Genomic DNA, 12,667 nt, shown 5'->3' with positions numbered 1-12,667 from the left:
CCTTGAAATATTTATGAAAAAATTCTATCAAATACTTTGTGCAGTTTGTGTGGAGTTAAAAATATAACTTAAAAATAGTTCCTTCGTTTTCTATAGATTCAACTTCAATCTTTATATTGTAACTTTTACATATCATATTTACAATGTTTAATCCTAAACCAAAACCACCATTTTGTGTTGTTGCTCTATAATATCTTTTGTAAATATCTTTTAATTTATCTTTTTTTATTCCTATTCCATTATCTTTAATACTTAAAACTCTATTTTTTAGTGATATTTCTATTTTTCCATTTATTTTATTATATTTTATTGCATTGGAAAAAAGATTGTTAAATAATCTAATAAAATCATCTTTATCAATCTTATAAGTTGTTATTTCTAATTGTGTTAAAACTTCTATTTTCTTTTTTAAAAATAGAGGCTCAAAACTGTCTATTTGTTCTTTAATAAGCAAAGAGAAATCTAACTCTTTTTTATCTTTTTTTATCTCTTTATTCTCTAAAAATATATAAGTTAAATCTTTATATATTTCACTTATTCTTTTAGCACTTAGTTTTATTCTTTCTATTTGTTTTAAAGATAAATTTTCCCCTTCTGTTGACATCATAATTGCACTTATGGGAGTATTTAACTCATGTGTTGTATCTTTTATAAAATTATTTAACTTTATTCTTTCATCTTTTATTGGTTTTAAAAATAACTTAGCAAGATAAAAACCAATTATTGTAACTAAAGAATAAAAAGCTAAAAAAATCAAAATTATAGATATTTTCAACTCATAAATCTTCACTTCTAAACTAATATCTTTTAAAACAATATATTCAATACCTAAATGTCCTACCGTTGAATTATCTACTAAAATTAATGATTTTTCATCAAAGATATATTTCTGACTAAAATCTACATTTTCACCAAAATTACCATAAATTAGCTCTTTATTCTTATTATAAAAAGATATTTTGTACTCTTTTGAATTTAAGTATTTATCTTTATCAAAGTTTGTGCCCATCATATGAGAAACAATTACTTCATTTGAAATTTTTGAAGTAATATTTTGCATATTTGATTTTATTAAATCAATAAATAAAGTCTTTTCATTTTGATAATAAAAAAATATAGTTATTAACATCAAAATTAACGAAGAACCTAAATATAAAAATAAAAATCTAAAGAAGGTGATTTTTTCACTTTTTGTTAAATCTATAACCAACTCCTCGTATATTTAAGATTTGTTCTTCTCCTAAAATTTTACGTAAATTTTTAATATATGTTCTAATTGTTGATGCATTTGGTGTTTCTTCATATGCCCAAATATTCATACTTAGTTCATCAATACTTACTGTTTTTATTGAGTTATTTATCAAATATTGTAAAACTTCGCTCTCTTTTTTTGCAATATGAATTTTTTTATCTTCTTTTAAAATGTAGAGATTTTGAGTATCTAATAATAAATCTTTTTCAAGAATTATTATATTTGTAGGAGTAATATTAAAAAGTCTTTTGATATTATTAATTCTTATATCAAGTTCTTTAAGCTCAAAAGGTTTTTTGATGTAGTCATCACAACCACTATCAAAACCCTTTTGCATATCATCTGCCATATTTAACGATGTAATAAATATTGCAGGAGTTTTTATATTTTGGGCTCGTAAATTGCGTAATAATTCAAAGCCATTTAATTCAGGAACATTTACATCTAAGAGTAATAAATCAAAAGTTTGTGAGTACAAATAATCTTCTGCTTCATTTCCATCAAAGGTACTTATAACTTCGTTATTTTGTGAAATCAGGTATTCTTCTATAATTTCATTTAAAATTAAATCATCTTCTAGCAATAAAATTTTCATACAAATTCCTTATTTGAACTGTATTATAAAATTTTTTATTAAATTGAGAAATAGGGATATTAAAAACTTTTACAATTGCTATTATAAATCATAATTTTTTGTAAAAGTAATTTTAGTTTTAAGCTAGTAGTGCTAGATAAGCACTACAAAAACTTAATTAAAATTGTCTTCTTGGTCTTTCTTCTCTTGGTTTTGCTTCGTTAACTCTTAAAGTTCTACCTTCGCAATCATTACCATTTAAAGATTCAATAGCTTGGCTACCAGCTGCTGATTCTACCATTTCAACAAAACCAAATCCTTTTGATTTTCCTGTTTCTTTATCCATAATAACTTTTGCACTTTTTACTGCACCAAATTTTGAGAAGATTTCTTCTAAATCTTTATCATTCATTCTGTATGATAAATTACCTACGTAAATGTTCATCTATTCTATCCTTTATAAAAGTTTGAACATTATGCCTGATTATTTTCAAATAATCAAGAGTTTTGAAAATTTCTTTTTAAAGCCTCATTTAATCTTCTCGAAACTTCGTCAAAACCGAGTATTGAGATTATGTCATAAACAGAAGGTGCTTGTGTTCCACCTGTTAATGCAATCCTAATTGGTTGAAATAATTGTGGAAATTTTAATCCATTATCATTTATAAATGGTTTTGTAAACTCTTCTACTTTTTCAGCACTATAAAGATTTTCTTTATTTTTTTCTAATAATAAAAGATATTTTTCTAAAAATTCTTTTGTATCTTCTTTAACAAATTTTTTAATTCCTGCTTCTTCATATGAAGTTGGAATATCAATAATATCAGTAATTGATTTTTTTAAATCAACTAAAGTTTGTGCTCTTTGTTTAGATAAATCTAATAATTCAGTTCTTTTTGGATGTTCAGATAAATCTAAATCAAAAAATTTTAACTCTTCAATTAATCTATCATTTGATACAGCTTTTATATACTCGCTATTTAACCATAAAAGTTTTTCAGCATTATAAGATGATGCTGATTTATTGATATTTGATGGGTCAAATAATTCTAACATCTCTTCCATAGAGAATATTTCTTGATCACCATTTGACCAACCAAGTCTTACTAAAAAGTTTAATAAAGCTTCTGGTAAATATCCTTGGTTCTTATAATCCATAACATCCATTGCACCATCTCTTTTAGATAGTTTTTTACCAGATGGATTATTAATCATTGGTACATGATAGAATTTTGGAACTTTAAATCCTAAAGCATTATAAACTACAATTTGTTTTGGAGTATTAGATAAGTGGTCATCACCTCTAATAACATCTGTCATTCCCATTAAAGCATCATCAATAGCAACAACAAAGTTATATGTAGGCATTCCATTACTTCTTGCAATTACATAATCATCAACCTGATTTGCATCAAATTTCATATGTCCTTTTACACCATCATCAAACTCAATTGTTCCAGTTGTTGGAGCTTTTATTCTTATAACTGGTTCAACACCTGCTGGAATTTGTGGTAAAACTTTTCCCTCTTCAGGTCTCCAAGTTCCATCATATCTTGGTGTTTGTTTTGCTGCTTCTTGAGCTGCTCTTAAGCTATCTAGTTCATCTTTACTCATATAACATTTATAAGCATTTCCATTTTCTAATAATTTATCAATATATTGTTTATAAATATCTGTTCTTTTTGATTGATAAAAAACTTCACCATCATAATTAAGTCCAACCCATTCAAAAGCGTTTATAATTGCTTTCATTGCATCTTCACTATTTCTTGCTAAGTCTGTATCTTCGATTCTTAATCTAAATTCTCCACCAGTTTTTCTAGCCCATAAATAACTATATAATGAAGTTCTTAATCCCCCAATATGTAAATATCCAGTTGGACTTGGAGCAAATCTTGTTACTGCCATTTAAATTATTTCTCCTCTTTTTTATTTTGTATATAAAATCCTACACCCGTTACAATCACCACTATTGCTATAAACATCAATAAAGAAATTTCAAGAATTCCCATTTGCTTCCTTTTCTTTTAATTGCCCACAAGCAGCAGATATATCAAGTCCTTTTGATTCTCTGATTGTACAGATTACACCTTTTTGGTTTAAAAAATCTTTGAATCTTAACATATCTTCTTCAACAGGTCGCTGATATGAAGTTCCAGGATATGGATTAAAGTAAATTAAATTTACTTTTGCTTGAATTCCATTTAATAAAGTAACCAATTTTCTAGCAGCATCTATTGAATCATTTTTATCTTTTATTACAAGATATTCAAACATAACTTTTTTTCTTGTATCAACAGGAAAGCCTTTAACAGCTTCGATAATAGATGCAATATTATAAGCTTTATTCATAGGAATTAATTCACTTCTTAACTCATCATCAACTGCATGAAGTGAAATTGCAAGTTGCATACCTAAATCTTTTTCGCCAAGTTTTTTGATTTTACTTGCAATTCCTGAAGTTGAAACTGTTTGTCTTCTTCTACTAATTGCTAAACCATCAAGTTCAGAGAAAATCTCAACAGCTTTAGTGAAGTTATCAAAGTTATCAAGAGGTTCACCCATTCCCATATAAACGATATTTAAAGCTTTATTTTCAGCTATTTGATTATCTCTTTTTATATTTACAATTTGAGCAATATACTCCCCAACAGTAAGATTTCTTACAAATCCACCTTTTGCAGTTAAACAAAAACTACAGCCAACTTTACAGCCAACTTGAGAAGAAATACAAACAGTATATTTTTCACTTCTTACAATTTGTCCATCTTCATCTATCTTTTTATCTTTCATTAAAAGTAAAACTGCTTCAACTGTATGGTTATCTCTTAATTTAAAAAGATATTTAATACTTCCATCTCTACTTTGTTCTTTTTTTACAATTTGCATAATATCTATTGGATAGTTTGCTTTTAAATCTTCTTTTAATTCATTTGGTAAGTTTTTCATATCATCATATGAACTAGCATATTTTTTATAAAGCCAATTATAAACTTGCTTTGCTCTAAATGATGGTTTTAATTTTTCTTTTAATTCATCTAATGTGTAATCATATATAGATGGTAATTCTTCTTTTGCCATTATAATTTATTCCAATTTTCTATTTTATTATATTTTTTTCTATTAAATAATTTGTTAATTTTTCCATTGCCTCTTTATGATTCTTTATAAAATCTTCATGGGCATTTTCATTTGTATAATTTGTTATTATAAATATTCCAGCAACTGGAATTTCAAACTCTTTTGCAACACTAAGAACTGAAAAAAACTCCATATTTTCAATTCCAACACCATATTCCAAAAACTCTTTACATAATTTTTCATTTGTTGATATATAATTTGATGAATTTACAATAGTATCATTTCTTGCAAATTTATTTTCAGATTCTAAAACATTATCTAAAGGTGTATATGCACTTCCAGTTAAAAATCCAAGTTCGATATTTGAAGCTCTTTTTGATTCAACTATATCAAAAATTTTGTGATTTCCATAACTTCCTGCACTTCCAACAAAAAGCAGATATTCTGGCTTATCAAATAAACATATTCTTGTAAGATTTATTGATGATTCTATTAGACCAACACCAATTTGATGAGCAAATGGAAAAGTTTCATTTCTTCCCGCACATACAATCATCTGCACTCCAAAATAAAATTTGGATTTACTGTAATATTTTGTTCACTACTAATTGGAGCTACATCTGCAACTGATTTTGACATACTTGATAATGCTATTTCACTTCTAGCATATACAATATTTCCATTATTAAATTCATTTATATTTATCTGCTTTACTTCACATTTTTTATTTAATTTTGAAGATAAAGTTTTTGCATAATTTTCAATCCAATTAATTGCTTCAAATCGTAAATCATCATAACTTTTATTTTGTAAATCATCACTTATTTGCCAAGAAACATTTGATATATTAAGTTTTACATCATCAGTTTTTATTTTATCTTTAATCAAAATCAATTCATTCATAAATTTATTTAGTTCTTTTGCATCTTTTGATTCTGCTGTATATCTTAAACTTCCTACATATCCAATAAATTCTTGTTTATTATTGTAATATTTATATTTTGGGCTTAAAGTATAACTTCCATTTTTAATATTAACATCTTTATTATTTTTAATAAAATCATTAAACTTATCTATTTCAGTATTTACTTTAGTTTCATCTTTTTTTTCAACATTGATATTTATATTTGTACTTAATAAATCAGGGTTAACAATTTTTGCAAAACTTTTATTAAAATTTAATTCATAAGAAAATCCCAAAATGGGTAAAATCAATGCTAAAAATATCCTTTTCTTCATCTTATATCCTTACTGGTATATTATTTGCTCTTAAATATCTTTTTAAATCCATAATATCTATTTCTTTAAAGTGAAAAATCGAAGCAGCAAGTGCAGCACTAGCACCATGTTCAAATGCCTCTTTTATATGTTCCATAGTTCCAGCTCCACCACTTGCAATTACTGGAATATCAACTAATTTTGAAATTTGTTCTGTAATATTTAACTCAAATCCAGTTTTTGCACCATCAGTGTCCATAGAAGTAAGAAGTATTTCACCAGCACCTCTATCATAAACTTCTTTTGCCCAAGCAAGTGCATCAAGACCTGTATCTTCACGTCCACCTTTTACAAAAACATGGTAAGAACCATCTGCAACTCTTTTTACATCAATTGCAACAACAATACATTGACTTCCAAATCTTTTTGAACTTTCATTTATTAAATCTGGATTTGAAACTGCTGAAGAGTTAATTGAAACTTTGTCACAACCAACATTTAAAAGTGCATAAATATCTTCAAGTTTTCTAATTCCTCCACCAACAGTTAAAGGAATAAAAACTTCTTTTGCAACTTGTTTTACTATATCAACAATAGTTCCTCTATTTTGATGACTTGCAGTAATATCTAAAAATGTTATTTCATCTGCACCTTCTGCGTTGTATCTTTTTGCAACTTCTACAGGATCGCCAGCATCTCTCAAACCCACAAAATTTACGCCTTTTACAACTCTTCCATTGTCAACATCTAAACATGGTATTATTCTTTTTGCAAAACTACTCAAATAAAATCCTTCGTAATAACTAAAAATTATCTTATCTAATTATAAGTTAAAAGCAGATATACTCTTTCCAATTATGGAAAAAGTAAAAGCAAAAAAACAATACGGACAAAACTTTTTAAAAGATACGACTATTTTGGATAAAATCATCCAATCGATGCCCATGAATAATAATTACGTGGTTGAAATTGGGCCTGGATTAGGTGATTTGACCAAAAATTTAGTCAAGTACAAAGATTTAACTGCTTATGAAGTTGATACTGATTTAATTGGTATTTTAAAGTCTAAATTTGTAATAGAGATAGAAGAAGGTAAACTAAAACTGATCCACACTGATGTTTTAGAGGCTTGGGATAAGCAAAAAAGCCTTCATGATGGTAAATATGATTTAATAGCAAACTTACCATACTATATTGCAACAAACATTATATTAAGAGCGTTAGAAGACGTTGCTTGTGAACATATTATAGTTATGATTCAAAGAGAGGTTGCTGAAAAATTTACAGCAAAGGCAAATGATAAAGAATACTCATCATTAGGTATTATTACTGAATTACTTTCAGTTGATGCAAAAATACTTTTTGATGTTCCCCCTGAATCATTTGATCCTCCACCAAAAGTAATGTCTTCAATTCTTTATATTAAAAAAGATATGTCTAAAAGTTTTGATAAAGAGTTTAATAAGTTTTTAAAAGCCTGTTTTATACAGCCTAGAAAAAAGCTTTCTAAAAACTTAACATCACTTCTTACTAAAGAGACGATTTCTGATATTTATAAGGAACTAAATATTAATGATAATGTAAGACCTCATGAAGTAAGTTCATCTTTGTATAGCCAAATGTATACAAAGGTAAAAAATGGAAGAAATTAACAAAGAAGAACAAACTGTTGTTAGTACTCAAAATGAGACTAATCAAGAAGAAGTTACAAAAACTATTGATCAAGTAGAAGGCAAAAAACCTCCTTACAAGAAAAGAAAACCTAAACCAAAAGTTGCAAGAGATACACAAACTACACAACAAACTAGAGGTGAAGGATGGGTAAGTGATCTTAAAAAAGCACATATCATAAATGAAAAAATTCATAGAGATAGACTTAATCCACACTATAAACTTAACTTAAACACAGCTGCTAAACTTAGAGTTACTCCTCTTGGAGGATTAGGTGAGATTGGTGGTAATATGATGGTTATTGAAACTGAGAATGAAGCAATAATCGTTGATGTTGGTATGAGTTTCCCTGATGGAGATATGCATGGTGTTGATATTTTAATTCCTGATTTTACTTATATTAGAGAAATCAAAGATAAAATTGTTGCTGTAATTATCACTCATGGACATGAAGATCATATTGGTGCAATGCCATATTTATTCAAAGAGATGCAATTCCCAATTTATGGTACATCATTACCTTTAGAAATGATAGGTTCTAAATTTGATGAACATAAAATGAGAGAGTACCGATCTTTATTTAGAGCTATTCAAAAAAGAACACCTATAAAAATTGGAAATGATTTTGAAGTTGAATGGATGCATGTAACTCACTCTATTATTGATTCATCATGTATTGCTGTTAAAACAGCAGCTGGAACAATGATTCATACTGGTGATTTTAAAATTGACCATACTCCAATAGATGGTTTTCCAACAGATTTACATAGAATTGCGCATTATGGGGAAGAGGGTGTTTTACTTTTAACATCTGATTCAACAAATTCTCATTCTCCAGGTTTTACACGAACTGAAAAAACTGTTGGTCCTACATTTGATAGAATATTCCAAAATGCAAAAGGTAGAGTAATTATGTCTACTTTTTCATCAAATATTCATAGAGTTTCACAAGCTATAGAAAAAGCTCTTTTTTATAATAGAAAAATCTGTGTTATTGGAAGATCTATGGAAAAGAATTTAGAAATTGCAATGAATTTAGGGTATATTAAATTCCCAAAAGATCAATTTATTGAAGCACATGAAGTAAACAAGTATAATGATAAAGAAGTTTTAATTGTAACAACAGGAAGTCAAGGTGAATCAATGTCAGCATTATACAGAATGGCAATTCATGAACATAGACATATTAAAATTAAACCTGATGATCAAATAATCCTTTCTGCAAAAGCAATTCCAGGTAATGAAGGAAGTGTTTCTGGAATAATTAATCATCTTTTAAAAGCAGGTGCAAAAGTTGCATATCAAGATTATCCAGATATTCATGTGTCAGGACATGCAGCACAAGAAGAGCAAAAATTAATGCTTAGACTTGTAAAACCTAAATTCTTCTTGCCAGTTCATGGTGAATATAATCATGCTTTAAAACATGGTCAAACTGGAATTGATTGTGGTGTTTTAGAAAGAAATGTTTATATTATGAGTGATGGTGAACAAATTGAAGTTACACCTAAATATCTTAAAAAAGTAAGAACAGTAAAATCTGGAAAAGTTTATATTGATAATCAACTAAATCACAAAATTTCTGATGATGTAATTTTAGATAGACAAACAATGGCAAAAGAGGGTGTCGTTATGATTGTTGCACAAATTAACGAAAGTGATCGAACGTTGGCACAAAAACCAAAAGTTTCTTCATTTGGATTAGTTTCAGATAAACAAGATAAATTCTTTTCAAAAGAAATTGAAGATTTATTAAATATCTTCTTAGAAAATGTAAAACCTGGTATTCTTAAAAATAATAAAATTTTAGAAGATGAACTAAGAAAAGTTGTAAGAAAGCACTGTACTAGAAAATACAAAAAATATCCTATGATAATCCCAACTATATTTGTACAATAAGGAACTATTAATTATGGATTTTAAACAAATTGTTAAAGATGTTTTATTAACAGAAGCAAATGAATTAGAAAAAGCTGCGCAAAAAATCTCTTTTGATATTGAAAAAGCAATTGATTTAATCATTAATTCTAAAGGAAAGCTTATCGTTTCAGGTGTTGGAAAATCAGGACTTGTAGGTGCAAAAATTGCAGCAACATTAGCAAGTACAGGTACAAGTTCTTTCTTCTTACATCCTACAGAAGCTATGCATGGAGATTTAGGGATGATTGGTAAAGAAGATATTGTTCTTGGAATTTCATATAGTGGTGAAAGTGAAGAGCTTGTTCAAATTTTACCTCACTTAAAAAGATTAAATATACCATTGATAGCAATGGCAAAAAGTGAAAACTCAACTTTAGCTAAATATGCTGATGTTTTTATAAATATAGCAGTTGATAAAGAGGCTTGCCCTCTTGATACTGCTCCTACATCATCTACAACTTTAACTATGGCAATGGGTGATGCACTTGCTGTTTGTCTAATGAAAAAAAGAGATTTCAAAAAAGAAGATTTTGCTTCATTTCATCCAGGTGGAAGTTTAGGTAAAAAACTTTTTGTAAAAGTTGATGATTTATTAAGAAAGCACGATTTACCCGTAGTTTCACGTGAAACTAAACTTAAAGATGCCATTTTAGTAATGAGTGAAGGAAGACTTGGAAGCGTAATAATAACAGATAAAGATAATAAAGTATTTGCACTTTTGAGTGATGGAGATTTAAGAAGAGCATTAATGAATGATAATTTTTCTATGGACTGTAAAGTAGAAGATATAGCTACAATTCATCCTAAAACTTTAAAAAATAAAGAATTATTAGCAAGTGATGCTTTACAAATTATTGAAAACTATAAAATCCAACTATTAATAGTAACAGATGCAAATGATAAGTTGGTTGGAGTATTACATATTCACGATTTAATTGAAGCTGGAATAAAATAAATGAAACCAAATAATACATCTTCTAAAAATAAAAAAGAAGAAATAAAAGAAGAACTAATAAGATTAAACAAATTCTTATCTCATAATAGTAACTACTCAAGAAGAGAAGCAGATAAATTAATAGAAGAGGGAAGAGTAAAAATCAATGGAAAAGTTGTAACTAATCTTGCAACAAAAGTATCATCAAAAGACGATGTACAAATTGGTAAAAAGAATATTAAAGAAGATAAAAATAAAATTTATACAGTAATAGTTTATAATAAACCAAAAGGTGAAATTGTATCAAAAAACGATCCTCAAGGAAGACGTACAATTTATGATTCACTTGAAAAAAAATACAAACATTTTTTATGTGTTGGAAGACTTGATTATTCAAGTGAAGGATTGCTATTACTATCAGATAATGTTGATGTAGTTAATTCATTAATGCATTCTGACTTAGAAAGAGTATATAAAATCAAAGTAAATGGTGTAATTACTAAATCTGTTGAAGAAGCCATGCAAAATGGTATTACAATTGAAGATGCAAGAATAGGTGCCCATAAAAATAGTAAGATTACATCTATGACTTTTGCACCTTTTTTAGCATATGATATACAAACAAATGGCGAAAAATTTTCAAAAATAAAAGTTGTAATAAATGAAGGTAAAAATAGAGAATTAAGAAGATTTTTTGCTCACTTTGGACTTGATGTTTTAGATTTAAAAAGATTAGAATATGGTGGAATTTCTTTAAATAATCTACCTACAGGAAAAACTAGATTTTTATCAAAAGAAGAATACAAAAATCTTAGAATCTTTATGAACGAAGATGATAGATCTATCTAATAAATTAAGACCAACAAGTTTAGATACTTTTGTTGGTCAATCTCATATAATTGGTAAAGAAAAAGCACTTTATAAATTAATCAAACAAAAAGATATTCCTCATCTATTTTTTTATGGTAAACCTGGAACTGGTAAAACAACTTTAGCAAAAATTATTGCAAGAGAAATTAATACTGACTACTTTTATTTTAATGCAACAAGCATAAAAATAGAAGATTTAAGAAAAGTATTTGATAAATATAAAAATAGTTTAATTAAACCGTTAATATTCATTGATGAAGTTCATCGTCTTTCAAAAAACCAGCAAGAAGTTCTTCTTCCTATTATGGAAAATTATGATGCATTAATTATTGGAGCAAGTACAGAAAATCCTTTTTTTACTTTAACTTCTGCTATTCGTTCTCGATCTTTCTTATATGAATTTAAAGCTTTCACAAAAGAAGAAATGATAAAAATTCTTCAAATTGCATTAAAAGATGTTGATATAACTCTAACAAATGAAGCTAAAGAATATCTAATTATCTCTAGTTCTGGTGATGCAAGAGCAATGCTTACGTTATTGAATTTTTCATATAAAATATCAAAAAATATAAATATAAATTTATTAAAAGAATTAAGAGAAAATGTAATAGGAGATGGAGTATCTTCGTCAGATACTCACTATGATTTAGCAAGTGCTATGATAAAATCTTTAAGAGGTTCAAATATTGATGCAGCACTTTATTATATGAGTAGATTAATAAATGGTGGAGAAAGTGTAGATTTTATAACAAGAAGATTAGTAATTTTTGCAAGTGAAGATATTGGAAATGCAAATCCAAATGCTTTAAATCTAGCAGTTAATACTATGATAGCTTGTAATAAAATTGGATATCCAGAATCAAGAATCATTCTTTCTCAATGTGCAATATATCTTGCATCAAGTCCAAAATCAAACAGTGCTTATAAAGCTGTAAATAAAGCCCTACAATTGATAAAAGATGGTAAGATACTTGATATACCTAAACATTTAGATTCACAGCATATAGGCTATTTATACCCCCATGATTTTGGTGGATATGTTGAACAAGAATATTTAAAAGAAAATTTATCACTTTATGATAATTCAAATATAGGTTTTGAAAAAACATTAAATGATTGGCTTATAAAAATAAAGAATAAGGATTAA

Annotated in this window: 13 protein-coding genes; 5 read left to right on the top strand and 8 right to left on the bottom strand. The window is 27.1% G+C overall.

Going from position 1 to position 12,667, the window contains the following annotated elements:
* Positions 1 to 55: 55 nt before the first annotated feature.
* The 8 genes from ABLL_RS00770 to hisF form a co-directional block, all read right to left on the bottom strand.
* Positions 56 to 1,210: a HAMP domain-containing sensor histidine kinase gene (locus ABLL_RS00770; protein WP_014472869.1), complete on the bottom strand. Its 1,155-nt coding sequence runs from the start codon at positions 1,208 to 1,210 to the stop codon at positions 56 to 58.
* Positions 1,185 to 1,847 carry a response regulator transcription factor gene (locus ABLL_RS00765; protein WP_014472868.1) on the bottom strand — a complete coding sequence of 221 codons (663 nt, stop codon included), beginning with the start codon at positions 1,845 to 1,847 and terminating at the stop codon, positions 1,185 to 1,187. Before ABLL_RS00765 ends, ABLL_RS00770 begins: the two co-directional genes overlap by 26 nt.
* Positions 1,848 to 2,004: 157 nt before the next feature.
* Positions 2,005 to 2,271 carry an RNA-binding protein gene (locus ABLL_RS00760; RefSeq protein ID WP_014472867.1) on the bottom strand — a complete coding sequence of 89 codons (267 nt, stop codon included), beginning with the start codon at positions 2,269 to 2,271 and terminating at the stop codon, positions 2,005 to 2,007.
* A 53-nt stretch (positions 2,272 to 2,324) separates the two neighbouring features.
* Positions 2,325 to 3,734, bottom strand: a complete 1,410-nt coding sequence (gene gltX, locus ABLL_RS00755; RefSeq protein WP_014472866.1) for a glutamate--tRNA ligase — start codon at positions 3,732 to 3,734, stop codon at positions 2,325 to 2,327.
* Positions 3,735 to 3,824: 90 nt separating this feature from the next.
* Positions 3,825 to 4,907 (bottom strand): 23S rRNA (adenine(2503)-C(2))-methyltransferase RlmN, encoded by a 1,083-nt coding sequence (rlmN, locus tag ABLL_RS00750; RefSeq protein WP_014472865.1) that lies wholly within the window; start codon positions 4,905 to 4,907, stop codon positions 3,825 to 3,827.
* Positions 4,908 to 4,926: 19 nt separating this feature from the next.
* Entirely contained in the window at positions 4,927 to 5,463 is a 537-nt protein-coding gene (locus ABLL_RS00745) for a purine-nucleoside phosphorylase (RefSeq protein ID WP_014472864.1), read from the bottom strand.
* A complete protein-coding gene (locus ABLL_RS00740) occupies positions 5,460 to 6,146 on the bottom strand; it encodes an SIMPL domain-containing protein (protein ID WP_014472863.1) in 687 nt (228 codons plus the stop codon). The genes ABLL_RS00745 and ABLL_RS00740 overlap by 4 nt, the downstream gene beginning before the upstream one ends.
* A gap of 1 nt (position 6,147) precedes the next feature.
* Positions 6,148 to 6,909 (bottom strand): imidazole glycerol phosphate synthase subunit HisF, encoded by a 762-nt coding sequence (gene hisF, locus ABLL_RS00735; RefSeq protein WP_014472862.1) that lies wholly within the window; start codon positions 6,907 to 6,909, stop codon positions 6,148 to 6,150.
* A 73-nt stretch (positions 6,910 to 6,982) separates the two neighbouring features.
* Between hisF and rsmA the strand changes: the two genes are divergently transcribed.
* The 5 genes from rsmA to ABLL_RS00710 are packed head-to-tail and all read left to right on the top strand — an operon-like array spanning position 6,983 to position 12,667.
* Entirely contained in the window at positions 6,983 to 7,777 is a 795-nt protein-coding gene (gene rsmA / locus ABLL_RS00730) for a 16S rRNA (adenine(1518)-N(6)/adenine(1519)-N(6))-dimethyltransferase RsmA (protein WP_014472861.1), read from the top strand.
* Positions 7,764 to 9,695 (top strand): ribonuclease J, encoded by a 1,932-nt coding sequence (locus ABLL_RS00725; protein ID WP_014472860.1) that lies wholly within the window; start codon positions 7,764 to 7,766, stop codon positions 9,693 to 9,695. The genes rsmA and ABLL_RS00725 overlap by 14 nt, the downstream gene beginning before the upstream one ends.
* A gap of 13 nt (positions 9,696 to 9,708) precedes the next feature.
* Positions 9,709 to 10,671, top strand: a complete 963-nt coding sequence (locus ABLL_RS00720) for an SIS domain-containing protein (protein ID WP_014472859.1) — start codon at positions 9,709 to 9,711, stop codon at positions 10,669 to 10,671.
* Positions 10,672 to 11,499: a pseudouridine synthase gene (locus ABLL_RS00715; RefSeq protein WP_014472858.1), complete on the top strand. Its 828-nt coding sequence runs from the start codon at positions 10,672 to 10,674 to the stop codon at positions 11,497 to 11,499. It begins immediately after the preceding gene.
* Complete coding sequence (locus ABLL_RS00710) at positions 11,483 to 12,667, top strand: replication-associated recombination protein A (protein WP_014472857.1); 1,185 nt, start codon at positions 11,483 to 11,485, stop codon at positions 12,665 to 12,667. Before ABLL_RS00715 ends, ABLL_RS00710 begins: the two co-directional genes overlap by 17 nt.

The organism is Arcobacter sp. L (assembly GCF_000284235.1).
Taxonomy (GTDB): Bacteria; Campylobacterota; Campylobacteria; order Campylobacterales; family Arcobacteraceae; genus Aliarcobacter; species Aliarcobacter defluvii.
The sequence above is the reverse complement of the archived record's forward strand: the minus strand, read 5'-3'. Positions and strand labels throughout refer to the sequence as shown.